At 66.2% G+C, this 16,574-nt stretch carries 8 protein-coding genes and 1 pseudogene; 2 read left to right on the top strand and 7 right to left on the bottom strand.

What is annotated here, in order from left to right; genetic code table 11:
- Positions 1-147 precede the first annotated feature (147 nt).
- From KDK95_RS23540 to KDK95_RS23520, 5 genes are all read right to left on the bottom strand, one after another.
- On the bottom strand, positions 148-4,182 hold the full coding sequence (locus KDK95_RS23540) for a hypothetical protein (RefSeq protein WP_212520439.1): 4,035 nt from the start codon (positions 4,180-4,182) through the stop codon (positions 148-150).
- A 68-nt stretch (positions 4,183-4,250) separates the two neighbouring features.
- Positions 4,251-4,754 carry a hypothetical protein gene (locus tag KDK95_RS23535; RefSeq protein WP_212520438.1) on the bottom strand — a complete coding sequence of 168 codons (504 nt, stop codon included), beginning with the start codon at positions 4,752-4,754 and terminating at the stop codon, positions 4,251-4,253.
- Between the two features lie 299 nt (positions 4,755-5,053).
- On the bottom strand, positions 5,054-7,243 hold the full coding sequence (locus KDK95_RS23530) for a DEAD/DEAH box helicase (RefSeq protein WP_212520437.1): 2,190 nt from the start codon (positions 7,241-7,243) through the stop codon (positions 5,054-5,056).
- 2 nt (positions 7,244-7,245) lie between these two features.
- Positions 7,246-8,631 (bottom strand): ATP-binding protein, encoded by a 1,386-nt coding sequence (locus KDK95_RS23525; RefSeq protein ID WP_212520436.1) that lies wholly within the window; start codon positions 8,629-8,631, stop codon positions 7,246-7,248.
- Positions 8,628-10,835, bottom strand: a complete 2,208-nt coding sequence (locus KDK95_RS23520; RefSeq protein WP_212520435.1) for a tellurite resistance TerB family protein — start codon at positions 10,833-10,835, stop codon at positions 8,628-8,630. Before KDK95_RS23520 ends, KDK95_RS23525 begins: the two co-directional genes overlap by 4 nt.
- Positions 10,836-11,008: 173 nt before the next feature.
- Between KDK95_RS23520 and KDK95_RS23515 the strand changes: the two genes are divergently transcribed.
- Positions 11,009-12,250, top strand: a complete 1,242-nt coding sequence (locus KDK95_RS23515) for a metallophosphoesterase family protein (protein ID WP_249161772.1) — start codon at positions 11,009-11,011, stop codon at positions 12,248-12,250.
- Positions 12,250-15,723: an ATP-binding protein gene (locus KDK95_RS23510; RefSeq protein ID WP_212520433.1), complete on the top strand. Its 3,474-nt coding sequence runs from the start codon at positions 12,250-12,252 to the stop codon at positions 15,721-15,723. Before KDK95_RS23515 ends, KDK95_RS23510 begins: the two co-directional genes overlap by 1 nt.
- Positions 15,724-16,008: 285 nt before the next feature.
- Here the strand turns inward: KDK95_RS23510 and KDK95_RS23505 are convergent, their stop codons facing one another.
- Together KDK95_RS23505 and KDK95_RS23500 are read right to left on the bottom strand one after the other, a co-directional pair.
- Positions 16,009-16,224 (bottom strand): YgaP family membrane protein, encoded by a 216-nt coding sequence (locus tag KDK95_RS23505; protein ID WP_212520432.1) that lies wholly within the window; start codon positions 16,222-16,224, stop codon positions 16,009-16,011.
- Between the two features lie 132 nt (positions 16,225-16,356).
- Positions 16,357-16,574: pseudogene (locus tag KDK95_RS23500) on the bottom strand (MMPL family transporter); the annotation flags it as partial.

The following is a 16,574-nucleotide window of genomic DNA, read 5'->3' as shown; positions in this document are numbered from 1 at the left end:
CATGAATCAAGCATGACCCGAACGTCCGCCGATCGCATCCCCTGCGGTTCGCAGTCGGGTTCACCGTTCTGGAAGGGGCACCCCACCGGCCGGGCCGGGTAGATCAGCATGACATAATGAACGCGACTTCGGGCTTTGAGGGTGGCGTCATCGCTGCAGCGGTCCGACTGCACCGGACGCTGAACGATCCGGATTCATTGCGTACACTGCGTCAGCGATCCGCGCTACCTCGTGCGGGTACAGTTTCGCTAACGCTGGAAGCGGCGTCAGCCATGAACCCAGCGCAAATGCCGTTCCCAGCAAGTGGCCGGCCATCGGCGGGCCAATCACCATAGCTATCTCGACCAATGCTGCCGCCTGGCGATTCGGGTTGCTGATGGCCCGGGCGATTCGCTTGGCGCGTTCGTGCTCTCCGGCGTTTGCGACTGCCCCAACCACCGCAGCCAGCGCCCTTGCCTGCCCATACGGATCGGTGATGGCGAGGGCGATCTGCTTGGCACGTTCGTACTGACCCGCAACCGCAGCGGCCTCGGCTGCGACAGTCAGCGCTGTTGCCTGCTCGTTTGGGTGCGAGAGGTCGCGGGCGACCTGCTCGGCGTGGGCCGCAAACCGGCGCGCGTATTCGTACTCACCCGCAGTGGCCGTGGCCTTGGATACCGCGGCCAGCGCTTCCACGAGCTGGTCCGACTTGGTGATGGCCTGGGCGATCTGCCCAGCGCGTTCGTAAGCACCGGCCATCGCGGCCGCCTCAGCCACCGCGGCCAGAGCCCGCGCCTGGAGAACCCGATCATCGATCACCGAGGCGATCTCGCTGGCGTGTTCGTAGTTCCCAGCGGCAGCCATCTCCTTGGCCAGCTTGGCCAGCGCTCCTGCACGCTGGTAATAGTCGCCAGCCAGAGCGCTGGTAAGCCGTCCGGCGTACGCGTGCTCGCCTGCGGCATCCAGCGCCTCTGCCAAGGCGGCGAGGGGTTCCATTCGCTTTTCTGCATAGGCGTTCAGTTCGACGCGGTCGAAGTGGTCTGACTCCTCGGAGTCCTCGGAGTCATCAGGAGCGGTGGCGATGGACCGGGCGATTTGCCCCGCGCGCTCATGCTCGCCTACGGCAGCCAGCGCCTCTGCAAGGGCAGCGAGAGATTCCGCCCGTCGGATCGGGTCGGTGATGGACCGGGCGAGCCCCTCGGCGCGCTCGTACTCGCCCGCAGCGGCCGCCAACCTGACCACCGCAGCTACTGCCGCCATCCGCGTACCCGGATCCGTGATGGACAGGGCGATTTGCCCCGCGCGCTCATGCTCGCCTACGGCAGCCAGCGCCTCTGCAAGGGCAGCGAGAGATTCCGCCCGTCGGATCGGGTCGGTGATGGACCGGGCGAGCCCCTCGGCGCGCTCGTACTCGCCCGCAGCGGCCGCCAACCTGACCACCGCAGCTACTGCCGCCATCCGCGTACCCGGATCCGTGATGGACAGGGCGATTTGCCCCGCGCGCTCATGCTCGCCTACGGCAGCCAGCGCCTCTGCAAGGGCAGCGAGAGATTCCGCCCGTCGGATCGGGTCGGTGATGGACCGGGCGAGCCCCTCGGCGCGCTCGTACTCGCCCGCTACAACCAGCGACCCGGCTACTTCAGCCATCGCCCCCGCCTGCAGAACCGGATTGGTGATGTCTCGAGCGATCAGCTCGGCGCACGCCGCGATCTGCTTGGCTCGCTCGTGCTCGCCCGCGGCAGCCACCGATCCAGCCACCGCAGTCAGTGCGGCTGCCTGCCGGCTCGGGTCGGTGATGGACCGGCCGAGCTGCTTGGCGCGCTCGTGCTCGCCCGCGGCGGCCAGCGAAGCGACCACCGCAGTCAGTGCAGCCGACTGCCGACTCAGGTCGGTGATATCTCGAGCGATCTGCTCGGCGCGACCGGCCATCTGTTTGGCGCGTTCGTGCTGACCCCCAGCCGCCGCAGCCTCGATCACCATGGCCAGCGCTTTCACTTGCCGATCCGGGTCAATGATGTCCCGGGCAATCAGCTCAGCGCAGACTACGATCTGACCAGCGTGTTCGTACTCGCCTGCGGCAGCCGCCGTCCCGGCTATCGCAGCCAGCGTCTCCACCTGTCGATACTGGTTGGCGATGGTCCGGGCTATCTGCTTAGCGCGTTCGTACCCGCCCGCAGATGCCACCGCCGCGGCCACCACCGCCAGCGCCTCTGCCTGCCGGTACAGGTCAGTGATTTCGCGGGAGACCCGCTCTGCGCGTTCGTGGTCGCCGACGGCGGCGTGTGCCCCGACTGCAGCGGCCAGCGCTCTCGCCTGTAGGTATGGGTCGGTGATGGCCCAGGCGATCTGCTCAGCGTCGGCGGCGACCTGCCCGGCGCGTTCGTGGTCGCCGACGGCGGCGAGTGCCCCGACTACAGCGGCCAGCGCTCTCGCCTGCTGGTATGGGTCGGTGATAGCCCAGGCGATCTGCTCAGCGTCGGCGGCGACCTGCCCGGCGCGATCATGCTCGCCCGCAACCGCTGCCGCCCCGGCCACCGTGGCCAGCGCCTCCACTTGCCCGTCTGGGTCGGGGGAGGCTCGGGCGAGCTGCTCGGCACGCTCGTGATCGCCCCCGGCAGCCACCGCCCTGATCACGGCGGCCAACGCGCGCGCCCGCCAGTACGGGTCGGCGACGGTTAGGGCGATCTGCTCGCTGTGGGCATACGCTCCCGCACCACCTGTCGCAGCCACCGCCCCAGCCAGGGCGGCCAGCGCCTGCACCTGCCGGTTTGGGTCAGTGATGGCTCGGGCGAGCTGTTCGGCACGGGTCGGCTGGCCGAGGGCGGCCCACACGGCTGGGAGTTGGGCCGGGATGTTGTCATTGCGGGTCTCGAGCTGTCCGCGGTGGTAAGAGAGCCTAGCCAGAGCGTAGAGGTCCGGCTGTACACGCTCGAGTAGGAGGTTCTGGCAGGCCGCGACCTCGTTGAGCGCGACCGTGTCTCCGCCAGTCAGATCCAGTAAACGGTCGTGGCGTGCCGGGTCGATGGCCAAGGCCGTAAGCCGATCGGAGTCTTTAGCGGTCTCGAGCATTCGGGGGTAGCCGGTGAGAAGGTACTCGGGAGTGTTCTCCGGCCATGCCGGAGAGCCGTCGTCGGGAGCGCGGTATTGCTCCGCCCAGGCGTGCAGCCTGTGCCGGTAGGCGGCCAGGCGTGCGTGCCCGATGTAGTGGCGCGCGGCGTTATGCAGCTCTTCGTGACCAAGCAGGTACACCTGCGAACCGATGTCCGGGGCCCACCTGGAGGGACGGCGGTTGAAGGTGCGTCCGGCCACAGTGTGCAGGATCTCCTCCACTACAACCAGGTCCGTGCCGGTCAACTCCCGAAGGTCGGGGCCGGACAGCCCGCCACGGGCGGCCGTAAGCAGTCCGAGTAGATCCTGCTCGGTTTGCGTGCCCTTCAGTAGGCGTTTGAGTTCGGACTGTCCGAGGCGCTGAAGGTCTCGAGCATGGGGGGAGTCGGCGAGTAGACGGATGATGCCCGCGTCGCGCAGGGGATGCCAGTCCGGCACGTCATCCGGAATCGGAGGGTTGGCCCGGCCAGCGACGATCACTCGCATGCCATCCGGCGGGCAGGCCGGCAGCAGCCCGGCGATGCTGTGCGCCCCGGGCCCGGTGGTCACCCCGCGGTCTTCGTCGAGCCCGTCGACTACCAGCACAAGCAGGCCACCCGCTTGCCGGCAGTCGGCCGCAGCGTCGGCCAGCAGATCCAAGAGGGCTGCTTCCCTGCCCGCCTCATCTCCGACGACCGGCAGGTCCCTGTGAAGCAACGCGCACAGTTGCTCGGTCAGCGCGCTCGTGAACGCCTCGCGGGTGTCCTGGGCGGCCAGCCGGGCGGTGATGAAGAACGAGACAAGCACCACTCCACGGGCAGCGACCGGCTCGGGCGGGTTCAGGACGAAGGTCGAAAGTAGCGCGGACTTGCCAGCCCACGGCCCGGCGCGCCACCACACGTACGGGCCACGGCCCTTCTGCACACAGAACCCGGCCAGCTCGGCTAACTCTTCGCCACGGTCCCGGAGTACGGGCGGCGCGATCCGCTCCACCTGCCGCCGATACGCAGAACGTACCGGCCGAGGCGCGCCAGCCGACCCGTAGTGATTGTTGATCGTCACCTCGGCGTTTCCAACGACCTGCCCGATACCGGCCGCACCGTCTTGTGCGATCACGCTCGCAGACGACTGCCCAACCGTCTCGCCGTGTGCGCGCTGCACTGCGACGGATGCACCGGACGCGGTCAGGGGCGCGACCGGCCCGGCTCCGTAGGGTCCGGCCCTCGCCCCCCGGCAGCATCGCGATCCACGTGCACATCTCCCCCGACCTGCCCGAACGCAATCCCGCCCTCTCGGGCATCGACAGCGGCATCACCGGCGAACACCCGCGATCCGGCACCGGCCACCACCGACACGCCGCCGGTCTGCTCGGCGGCCCGTAGCGCGGCCACCAAATCGCTCACCGTCTGGCCGAACTCCTGATCCCTTTTCGCCGCCGCCGTCACTGCCAACTCGATCTGTTGCCGGGTCAGCTCGCTGACATGACCTTCGCCATCGGCTGCCTCCTCGGTCAGATCCTCCAGCGCCGGATGCGTACTGAGCTTTGCGGCTACCGCCGTGTGCAGCTTCTCAAGCCCCGCATCGATAGCCTCATCGATCTCTTCGTCCACACCCCCGGCCACCCGGCGGCCTTTGCGCACCGCCCACGCGATCACATACCCGGCCACCACCCCGGCCTCGATCACCATCCGCGCCGCCCTCTCCAACCGCAGCCAGCCATCCACCTACAGCATGCCGCACCGAACCGACTCGGCGGGCCGATTCTCTCACCATCGGACGCCATAGTCCGGTCCACCAGTTCGACATCGTTTATCTTCGACCGGCCGAACTACGGCGAGCCGCTTTTACGAGATTGACCGTCACAACCGGATCCCACCCGAAGAGCGGACGCACATGACCGACCATACGATTGCCGTCCTGCCGGCAGCTACATTCACCCTCCTGACTGCCCTCGCCGTCGTCGCAACAGCTGGCTCAACCGCGGCTTTCAGGCATCCGCGATGAGGGCGAGCTCCTCCCATGCGGCAGCGACATCGACGTCTCGCGCGGCGCAACTTAGCGTAAGCAGTTTCTCGTCAAGGACACCGTCCCACTTCTCCACGGCCTTGTTCTTGACAATCCCTGCCAGGTGCCGCGCATCCGGCGGCGGTTGGCCCGCGAGGCTCTTGATCGCATGCCGTAGCGTGTCTTCATCCGCCATCACGCTCAGTACCATCGCTTGCCGACTCGTTTCGAGCCCGCAGGTGGCGAGGGCCATCGCGATGGTCGAGACGACGCGATCGCCGCGCCATACGAGCAGATGTGTCTCGCCTCCCGACGCGAGGATCGACCTACCGTTCAGCGCGTACCGGGCGAAGTTGCGTCGGCCCTCACCCAGAAGTTCCCGCGCGTGCTCGTCCAGGTAAGCGGGAAGCTCATGTCCGAGATAAAGTTCGTACATCTCGCGGCGAACCATGTCGGCTACCGGTGCGATGCCGCCCTCGAACATCGGCGGCCGCCCGCCGGCAGACCGCACCAGTTCGATCGTTTTGCCACGGTCGTCGATCGCAGTGATCTTCCAGCGTTGACCCGCAAAGATGATCAAGGTCCCCTCGCTGATCGGGAAGCCGATCGGCAGGGATCCCAACTGCCGGCCCTCTGCGAGCAGGCGGTACTCATCCGCGGCCTGGAACGCCGAGTAGAAGGTGTAGTGATTGACGTGCCGCTCGCCTGCCTGCCCGAGGAGTAGTAGGCCGTCCGAGGCCTGCTGGACGATGAGGTCATGCCTTCCGAGGCAACGCAGGAATTTCGCGAAGACGTCAGCGGAAACGTTCGAGAAGGGCCCTCGGCCACAGAGTGTCGTATAAGCCTCCTGCGGTGTTACTCCGCCGTGCTGTGCGATCAGAGATAAAACCTGCTGTACGAGGGTCGACAGGTGCAGGCTTCCGTTGTCGGGCGATTCGCACCACCCGCGTACAAGCAGTTCGACCATAGCCACAGTCTGAAAAATGCCGACTCGGAGCTGATCGACCAGCGCTGTCCGCTCCGTCACTGCCCGCTCGATGACATAGGCGCGGAGCACTGCGGGAGCACCGCGCCGCCCAGATCGGCCGATGCGCTGGCGCAGCGACGATACCGACGGCGGTGGGCCGACCTGGGACACGGCCGCCACCGAGCCGATGTCGATACCCATCTCCAGCGTGGACGTGCATACCGCGGTGATCGGACTGCTGCGGTCCTTCAACCGCGCTTCGACGTGCTCCCGCAGTGCGCGGGAGAGGCTGCCATGATGGGGAACGAACTCGTTGGGTACACGATCGCGTTCGCTGCGGCGGCTCAGGAGATCTGTCAGCTGTTCGACAGAGGCCCGCGAGTTGGCGAATACGAGTCCGTCGTTGCCACGGTGGGTCGTAAACAGGGCGTCCGCAGCCATACGGACGGCACTGCCGCCCTCATCCGACTTCTTCCCCACCTCAGGCGGCGTCTCAAGGATGCCGCGCACCTGGAGTCTGATCTCGGTTTCACCGTCCCGGGCAACGATGACTTCCACACGCTCGCCGTTGCCGGGACGCAACCAGTCGCACGCGGCGGACATGTCGCCGAGGGTGGCCGACAGACCAACACGCGGAATATGCCGCCGCGCGGAGAGTTCGACGCGGTGAAGCAGAGACTGGAGCTGCGCGCCGCGCTCGGATCCGATGAATGTGTGGACCTCGTCGATCACGACGTAGTGGAGCTCGCCGAAGATCCGCGCGACGGCAGTGCCATGCACGACGAAGAGCGCTTCGAGGCTCTCCGGCGTGATCAGCAGGATCCCCGACGGCTTCGCAAGCAGCTTGCGCTTCTGTGTGCCCGGCACGTCACCGTGCCAACGATGAACCGGTATCTCGGCGTCGCGACACAAGTTGTCGAGGCGCCCGTACTGATCGTTGATCAGGGCCTTGAGGGGGCTGACGTAGAGCGCTTGGACGCCGCTACGCGGCTCATCCTCGCTGAAAAGCAGCGCCGAGCAGATCGGCAGGAACGCCGCCTCCGTCTTTCCCGATGCGGTCGTCGCGGCAATGATGACATCGCGGTCGCCCGTGAGAATCGGCGCCGCGGCGCGTTCTTGGGCGTCACGCAACTGCGTCCACTGATGAGACCAGATCCATTTCCGGACGACGGGGTGGAGCAGTTCGAACGCTGCGGAACCTGGCATCGTCAGAGGCGGAACGTCGCCAGACTGCCATCTTGGTGCGGGCGGTCCGGCTCGGCGGTATGACCCTGGAACCCAGGCGACGAGTCGGTCGACGCTTCCTGCTTCTGCTCGAGCGGCTCGCCCTCCAGCGGGAGCAGGTCGGGATTGACGTCCTGCGGGATCGATACCTCTCCGACCAGCCGCCGCCAGTCGGCCCCAGGATTCTGGTCGAGGATGGCGAGCAGGTTGATGAACTCGGTGATGGTGTTGCGCGGCGTTCTGAAATAGGCGTCTCCGATGCGGGAGGAGCAGTGCTGCATGAAGGCCTCGATGCCTTGCTCCGGAAGGAGGTAGGCGGCGGGGTCGCCTGCGGCATAGACGTGGCGGAGCTTCGTCAGGAGCACGTAGAAGTCTTCGGGGCTCAGGTTGGCGAGCCGCAACACTGGCCCGCTGTGATCCACTAGGCCGTTGGAAGCGAAGGAGTTCTCGGCTAGACGCGACTGTAGCGCGGCATAGCTGTACAGGCCGCGCCGCGTGTCGAGGAGAAACTCGGGTGTTCCGCCGAAGATGAAACCGAGGTGTGCGGCGGATCCCTGGAGGCAGTCGTTGAGGACGCGCAGGATCTGCTCGTAGTTAGAGTTGCGGGCTTGTGTGTTGGCGAGTTTATAGAGGTTGACCATCTCGTCCAAGCCGACGAGTACGCCCTCGTAGCCCGCGTGGCGCACAAAGCGGGCCAGCAGTTTGAGCTGGTCGTAGACGTTCGCGTCGTCGACGATCGTGCGCACGCCGAGGGCGCGGCGTGCGTCAGTGCGTGTCGCGAACTCTCCCCGCAGCCAGCGGACAGCATCGCTTTTGAGCTGCTCGTTACCGGTGTCGTGGCCCGTCCAGTACGCGGCGACAACCTCAGCGAAGTCGTACTTGCCGGTCATCTCGGACAGCTGAGAAAGCCGGTCGTGGATCACGGTGGTCGGCGTGCCGCCGGACGTGCGGGCCTCTGCGAGCGCTTGACTCACGAAGCGCTCGACGATGCTGGCCAGCGCCCCTCCCTCGGGCTTGGAACGGGTGGCCAGATTGCGGGTCAGTTCGGCGTAGAGGCTTCGCGCCTGGCCTCCGGTCGCGTGCAGCCGACGATCCGGCCCGAGGTCGGCGTGCATCGTCACCAGCCGCTTCTCGAGCGCGATGGCGCGAACCAGTTGCAGGAAGAACGTCTTGCCTGAGCCGTACTCCCCGATCACGAAGCGCACGGCCGAACCGCCGTCGGCGATACGCTGGATGTCACTGACGAGCGCGAGCACCTCATCCGCGCGCCCGACCTGAATGTGCTGGTGGCCGCTGCGCGGCACGACGCCCGCGCGCAGCGACTGCACGATCGCGTCTCGCTCGCGGGGCCTGATACGGCTGTCCGTCATCGCTGCATCTCCTCCATGACGTCGAGATCTATTTCCAGGGGGTCCGCGCCGTTCACAACGGGATCGCCGACGCAGTCGAATGCGGCGTCGTTGAGGACTTCGAGAGCGCCGTCCGTGAGCAGGCCGAGCTTCGCGCACATGTCTTCTACGGCTGCGCGCGACCACGAGTCGGCACGCGCGAGGTCACGGAGCAGGGCTGAGTGCGGCCCATCGAGGCTCGCGATGGGCGCGGACTCCGTGATCTGCGTCGGTTGGACCTGCTGCGGTTGAGCCTCGTCTTCGACGAAGATCGATCCGAGTAGAGCGCTCACCCGTTCGGTATCGGCGATCTTGGCTGAGATCGCCGCACGATCGAGGCCGAGCTCTTTGCTCGCGGTCGGATTGGCCGGAGGCTGGGCCGGTAACAGGTATCCAGTCTCTTCCCGCGGCCTTCCGGGGCTGACGGTGACCGGCTCCCGGGCCGGCTCGCTCTCGGCTGCCGTGGTGGCGTGGATGTCTTGGAAGACTCGAGAGTCGGGAAGGCCGAGCAGCTTGTAGATCTTCGTGAGCGTCGAGATCTCCGCGGGAGCGATGACTCCATCGGCTGCTGCGACGGCCAGGCACAAGGCGGCGGTCTGCTCACGCTCGCCCTGGGCGAGGTCGGCCATCCTGGCGGTCAGCCCAGTCAATTTCACTGTTGACGACAAGAGCAGGTGCAGGTGGGCGCGAAGGCGCTTTCGTTCTTCCGGCGAGAGCCCCAGCGCCGATTCGGCGTGGGCGGTGAGATAGTCCTGTTCGGCGACAGACGACCTGTCTGCAGACGCAACGGCAGCCGCGAGCCGGATCACGGTCGTCGCCGAGGTGTAGGCGCTGGAGGCGACTTGCGGTGCGTTGTCCCGATCGACGCGGAAGACCACGGCTGGACTGGCTCCGAGCGGGGACCCGCCGAACCGCGGGTCAGGTTCGAGCCCGAATCCTTGGCCTGCGAGCAGCTGAGCCAGAGCGCTCGACTCCTGCTTCGTAAGCTTGGAGCTCCCGCTAGCACCCCAGGCGCGAACCAGATCCAGACCGTCGATCAGCGCCTGGTCAGCCCCGGACAACCGGCGCTCGATCAATCCGAGCAGCCCTCTGACGGGTTCCCTTCTCGGGTCGATCAATGCGGCCGGCAGCCACGCCAGCGCGGCCAGTGTGTCCTTCCCATCGGGATGGCGACCCAGCCATCGGCTATAGGAGTCGAGCTCGTCCGTCACCTCGTCGACGATCGCACCGAGGACCTTCAACGGTGCTTCGAGCTCGAACACGTCCGGCAGCTTCGTGTCCCACGCGGTCTGCGCAAGTCCTGAACTCGCAGGCATGTACTCAACCGTCACGGTCTTGCGCGCGACGGGAATCACCATCCCGGGTCCGAACCTGGCCGTGTATCGAGCGTGGAAGAGCCGGGCGAACTCATCGGGGCACCGCACGACGGGCGTTCGCGGATAGATCTCGGGACCGAACAGCGCCCAGGCCATAGCCCACGACGCCGGGATCGGCGCGCGTGCGCGGCCGTACTCACCGAGCACGACACGCAATTGGACCGGCACAGGCCACTTCTCACCGGTGTACTCCGGGGGCGTTCGGTTCTGTCCGCCGAGCATGAGGCCGACCAGACCGAGAAGGCTCGTCGCGTATCTCCGGAAAGGGTGGTAGCCGCCATAGATCGACAGCAGGCGCTCTACTTCGGCGCGGAGTGCGGGGACCTCGGCACGCAGCGCCGCCGATGCGGCGCAGTCGATGAGGATGCGGCGCTCAAGGCCGTAGAAGTAGAGGAACACATATCCGATCGGGACCTCGGGGTTGCTTCGCCCGGTGGAGAGCCACGCGAGATAGGCCGTCCTCTGGTCCGGGGAGATCGACCCGTAGCCCGGCCAGTAACTCAACTCCTGCCCCGATATGTCCGGCCGTCGACCGATCGGGAGGTCGGGGTTGATGAGCGCCGGATCCGAGCCGACGCCCGGACGCGCCACCGGAAGGCTGCTGCCCACGTAAAGTAGCCCGCCGACGATGGTGTATCCCCCGATGACCACGGACGCTCCGGCCGGCAACCACTGGGCTGCATGCAACGGAGGCCTCTCGCGCTTACCCGGTGCGATCGGCCGCACAGGAGCGATCGGCGGTGAAACGCGCATGGCCGACTGAGCGGGTCCACCGCGCGGTTGAGCCTTGAAACGGTCGAGCAGTCCCACCCAGACCCTCCTCGTGCGCCGACGCCACCAACGTCGGTCCAGCGAGCATACCGCGTCCGAGTCACTGAGATGAACGAAGTCGGCCAGCAGTTGCACGCTGTCTTGATGACGAACGAGTATGAGTTCGAACAAAGCCCGGACAGCCTATGGCCGAAGGGCTTAGGGTGCCTGCCATGAAGCTGCTGCACGCCGCCGATCTGCATATCGACAGTCCTCTGCAGGGATTGGAGAGGTATCCCGACGCGCCCGCCGCATCTATCCGAGCGGCGACCAGACAGGCCACGGAGAACCTGGTCGCGCTGGCTCTCTCCGAAGGAGTCGACAGTGTGCTGCTTGCCGGGGACATCTACGACGGCGAGTGGCGGGGGTTCGATACAGGCATCTTCTTTCAGCGTCAGATGCACAGGCTCCACGATGCCGACATTCCCGTGTACCTCGTCTCAGGGAATCATGATGCGGCAAGCCAGATCAGCAGAACGCTGAGCTTGCCGCCGAACGTACGAGTGTTCGACATTCACGGGCCCGAAACCATCCTTGACGATGAACTCGGTCTCGCCGTCCACGGCCAGGGTTACGTGCGCCGGGATGTCACCGAGAACCTCGCAGTGCACTACCCACCCGCGCGTGCCGGATACTTCAACGTCGGACTGCTGCACACGGCACTTAACGGCAGGGAGGGGCATGACCGCTATGCCCCCTGCACGGTCGATCAGCTCGCCGCGCACGACTACGGGTACTGGGCGCTTGGACACGTCCACGCGCGAGAAGAGGTCTCACGCGAGCCGTTCATCGTGTTTCCGGGCAACATCCAAGGCCGGCACGCCAAGGAGAGGGGTCCAAAGGGGTGCGCCCTGATCACAGTCGAATCCGAAAGCGTGAGCGTCGAGCACCGAGCCCTCGACGTGGTCCGCTGGGAGCAGGTGCTCGTGGATGTGTCGAAGGCCACGGGCGTGGATGACGCGTGCGAGTCAGTGCGCAACGCATTGGCGGGAGCCAGGTCGTCGGCAGACGGTCGCCTCCTGGCTGCCCGAGTACGCCTGACCGGCCGCTCGAGCGCGCACCTGCGGCTATGGGGCGACCGCGAGAGGCTCACCCACGAGATCCGCACGCTCGGCTATGACGTGGGCGATGTGTGGGTGGAGAAGGTACGGGTCGAGACGCAGCCCGAATCCTCCGGCGGGCCGGGGCGGAACATCGGTACCGAGCTGGCGGAGAGCGTCGTACGTACTGCGAAGCAGCTGGGCGAGAACGGCGATCTTCTGCGCGACTTAATCAAGAAGGACCCCCTTTGGGGGCGCCTCCCATCGCAGGTTCGCGACGACAGAGGGCAGTTTCCCGATGACGACCAATGGTGCGCCGACCTCCTCGGGGAGGCGTCCGAACTGCTGGCCGCGATGATGGAGGAGCGCGACTGATGCGCATCGACCGATTCGACCTGGATCGCTATGGCCGGTTCAGCGGGACGAGCTTGGACCTGTCGGGCCCCGGAGTCCACCTCGTCGTGGGTCCGAACGAGGCCGGCAAGTCCACTCTGCGCAACGCCATCGCAGACCTGCTGTACGGAATCAAGCTGCATACCCCCTATGCCTTCGTCCACGACATGCCGAGCCTGCGGCTCGCTGCGCTGCTGCGCGCATCGGACGGCGGAGTTCAAGAGATCGTGCGCCTCAAGCGCAACAAGGCGGCGCTGCGCGGACCAGGCGACGAGATTCTCGAGCAGGTCGTTCTGGACCGGATCCTCGTTGGCGTCTCGCGGGACGACTTCACGCGAACATTCGCGATCGATCACAACGAACTGCGCGCTGGCGGGAAGCGCCTGCTCGACGTCAACGGAGAAGTCGGCCAAGCGCTATTCGAGAGTCAGTCGAGCGCACATCTGAGTTCGCTTCACAAGGAACTGGCCGAGCAGATCAGGAAGCTCTGGGTCTCCGGTGGGAAGCTTCCGGTCCTCAACGCGGCCCTCCACGATGCGGGGCCGTACCGGACCGCACTGCGCCGACGTGATGAGGCGCTGCTCAGTCCACGGCACTACCAGCAGGCGCAATCCGCTGTGGCCGAAGCTGAGAAGCGGCGTGCTCAAATCGCGGAGCAACTGACTCATACGCGTCAGGAGCGGGAACGCCTCATGCGGATCCAGCAATGTCTCCCCGGCATGATCAACCGTAGCCAACTGCTGGAGGAGAAGAAGGAGCTGGAAGCCGAGACCTCTGTCAATGCCGAGATAACTCGCGAGTATGAGCGCGTCCGCCGCTCCATCGATGAAGTTGAGCGCGAGCTGGAGGCCCACACCTCGGCGATCTCGCGTCTTGAGGGCGAAACCTCGGAGCTCGACCCTGATCAGCGCCTGATCGACCACAGCGATCTGATCAACGAGCTCTTCGCAGACGCCAACTCGGCGGTCAAAGCACGACAGGCCGAAACCGGCGATCGCGAGAAAGCCAGACAGCTCCGCCTCGAGGCAGCCGAAATGCTGGCCGGGCTCCCCCAGTACCAGGAGTCGGAGTCGGCCGCACCTGTATCCGCTCTGGTGCGCACGCGAGTCGACGATCTGCGCGGCGAACTAGTCCAAGCAGCCACCGCCTTGGCCGGTGCGAAAAAGGGCCTTGCCAAGCAGCGCCGCAGTCTTGAGAAAGAGGAGGAGAAACTCGCCGACATCCCCTCGCCACCGGACACGACCGCGCTGCGCGCCGTAATCGACTCTGTCCCGACCACGCTCGACGAGCGGAATCGAACTTCCTCTAAGCAGCTCGACGACGCAGTCCGTGAGCTCAACAAAGCACGTAGGCGCTACCAGCGATTCGCGCTGCCCGATGATGTCGATGAGCGGACGTTCCCGAGTGAGGAAGAAGTCAACGCGCATCGGAAGTCGTGGGATGCCGCAGACAGGTCGGTCACGAAGCTGCAGGAGAAGGCTGCGGAGCTCACTGCGGATCGCGATCGCGACCGCGAGGCTCTGGACCACTTCCTCGCAGCGGATCCGCCGCCTAGCGAGATGGAGCTGGAACGGGCTCGTGATGAGCGCGAGCACCTGTGGACCGCTCTACGTCCGCGGCTTGCATCCACCGCACAGCCCGAGTTGGCAGTACCGCTTCCAGTCGGCGAGTTCGAGGACGCGGTCAATGCAGCCGACCTGACGGTCGACCGCATCCGGCGCGAGGCGCAGCGTCTCGCGGATCGCCGAGCCCTCGAAACCGACCTTCAGCAGACGATCGACCGCCTTGCCGCTGCTCAGACGCGGCTCAACCAGGCGATGCAGGAGCGAACCGCAATCGAAGACGCTTGGATCACGCTGTGGGCAGCTAGCGGAATTCAGCCGCCCGCGTACGAGGCCGCACGCGAACTGCTCATTGCGATCGCTAAACTCCGTGAGCTCTCTGATCTACGCGACACGCTAAGCACGACTCTTTCAGCAGACCAGGCTCTGGCCGAGGATTGCGCTGACCGGCTGCGCGCAATCCTTAACGAGACCGGGGTGGCGCCACCGACTGCCAAGGCGACGCTCAGCGAACTGATTGCACTCGCGACAACCCAGCGCGAAGCATTCACCAAGCAGATCGGCGAGCGCGACAAAGCCGCCGCCCTCACAAAGCGGCTACGTAGCGAAGTGGCCGACGGCGCGGAAGAGGTTGCGCAGCTTGAAGACGCGCTCACCACATGCGAGCAGCGGTGGCAACGCCTCCTTGCCGAGCACGGACTGTCCGGGCAACCTGATGAGGTGTCGGAAACGCTGGCTGCGCTCGACGAGGCGGCACGATGCAGTCGCGAGGCCGACGCCGCTGAGAAGCGTGCAGATTCAGCCGCGGCTCAGGTCGCCGCTTTCTCTCAACTCCTCGCGGAGGTACTCGCGGGCTGCGGACGGTCGCCGGTGTCCGACCCCCAGAAACACCAGAGCACCGCGAAGTCGCTCAAGGCCGCGCTCGACGCCGAGATCAAGGACAAGCGGGAGCTTGACCGGCTGACGAAGGAGCTGGCAGCCGAGCGGGCCAAGCAAGCTAAGGGTGCAGCGCAGCGCCAAGCCCACCTTGATGTGCTCAACGCTCTACTTCGGCGGGCGTGCGTCGCTGACGAGCAGGAGCTGATTCAGGCGTCCCGCCGCGCCGTCGCGCTGACAGACCTGGGCAAGCAGCTCAAGGTGGCCGAGAACGGCCTGATGCGCGAGGGCGTCAGCCTTGCGCAACTCGAGCGCGAGATCGCCGATCTGGATGACCCGGACGCACTCGCCGCCTCAATCAAGGATCTCGATGAGGTCATCTCCCGGACGGAGGCAAATCGCGAGTCAGCTGTCGAACGACTGACCAACGCGAAGAGCGAGCTTGACCGGATGGACGGCTCCGCAGCCGCAGCCGAGGCAGCCGACGCGGTAGAACAGGAACGTGCGGCGATCACCAGACACGCCCTGGACTATCTGCGGCTCCGACTCGCAGAGCAAATCCTGCTGCGCTGCATCGAGACGTACCGTCAAGAGCACCAAGCGCCGGTTCTGCGAGCGGCCCAACAGCTGTTTGCCGGACTAACCCTGAGCGAGTACAGCGAGTTGGTGGCCACCGACGAGAAGAACGAGGTCGTACTTCAGGCGCGCCAGGCCGACGGCGCGCGGGTCGGCGTCGGCCAAATGAGCGAGGGCACGCTCGACCAGCTCTATCTCGCGCTCCGCCTCGCCTCTCTGCAGCACTATGCGGACCAGGGTCGCTCGATGCCGTTGGTCTTGGACGACGTGCTGATGACGTTCGACGATCAGCGCACGCGGGCCACCCTTCAGCTCCTCGACGGTATGGCGGACCGGTTCCAGATCATCGTTCTGACCCACCATGACCACATCGGCGACATTGCCCGCCACGCCTTGCCAGCCGACAGGATCCACGTCCATGATCTCGCAGCCAGGGCATAACCGACCAAGTCTGCAGACCTCGGACGCAGACCGGCTAGCAGAGTTGCCTGTGTGCGTCACACCGGGATGCCCGGCGTTGGCCCGCGATCACGGTCGGCATCAGATCCCGTCCGCCGCTGCGGACCGTGCTTGCTCCTAGTCGATCTGTACGCCCTGTCGAGCTTGCTCGGCCGGTCGGCTTGGTCTCGGACCCTGGTCCGTGAGACTTAGCTGCTGGCTGAGCGTGTCAGGCTACGTGAGATCGATGATGACGAGGGCAAGCGCCTGGTGCGGATCGTGCGCCGGTCACCGGGGTGAGCAGGAGTCGCTGCGGCAGGTCCCGCCGAAGAACACGGAGACCGGGCAGACGTCGAACACTGCGGTGGCCAGCGGCAGCAGGCCGAAGACCGCCAGCGCGACCCAGTTGCCGCCGAGGACGACGCCGACGGCGATCAGAGCGAGGCCGAAAACGGCGCGGATCGCGCGGCCGATACGGGTGGACATGTACTCGAGGAAGCGCACGGGAGCATCCTTACGGGGTCGATATCGGTGAGGGAGCTACGAGACCAGCCGGTGCGGACAGCGCCGGGCCCGGGTGTGGCTGTGGTGTAAGCGGCCGATGCCGGCTGCCCACACCACAGCCACAACCTGGTGTCAGTGGGAGAAGTGGATGTCGGGAAGGATGCGCGCGAGCCATCTCGGGCAGGACCAGGCCGCGCGCCCCATCAGGCGCAGCAGGACGGGCAGCAGCACGAGGCGGATCAGGGCGGCGTCGAGGAAGACCGCGACCCCGAGGATCACTCCCATCTCCTTGGGCGGCAGCGGTCCCGAGAGGGCGAAGGTGAAGAAGACCGCGACCATCACGGCCGCCG

This window comes from Actinospica acidithermotolerans, from assembly GCF_018139625.1.
In the GTDB taxonomy this organism is placed as follows: Bacteria; Actinomycetota; Actinomycetes; order Streptomycetales; family Catenulisporaceae; genus Actinospica; species Actinospica acidithermotolerans.
The sequence above is the reverse complement of the archived record's forward strand: the minus strand, read 5'-3'. Positions and strand labels throughout refer to the sequence as shown.

Bases quoted from the DNA above. Each gene is read 5' to 3' on its own strand.
- KDK95_RS23535 (WP_212520438.1), bottom strand. From the start codon at position 4,754: ATGGTGATCGAGGCCGGGGTGGTGGCCGGGTATGTGATCGCGTGGGCG.
- KDK95_RS23530 (WP_212520437.1), bottom strand. From the start codon at position 7,243: ATGCCAGGTTCCGCAGCGTTCGAACTGCTCCACCCCGTCGTCCGGAAA.
- KDK95_RS23525 (WP_212520436.1), bottom strand. From the start codon at position 8,631: ATGACGGACAGCCGTATCAGGCCCCGCGAGCGAGACGCGATCGTGCAG.
- KDK95_RS23515 (WP_249161772.1), top strand. From the start codon at position 11,009: ATGAAGCTGCTGCACGCCGCCGATCTGCATATCGACAGTCCTCTGCAG.
- KDK95_RS23510 (WP_212520433.1), top strand. From the start codon at position 12,250: ATGCGCATCGACCGATTCGACCTGGATCGCTATGGCCGGTTCAGCGGG.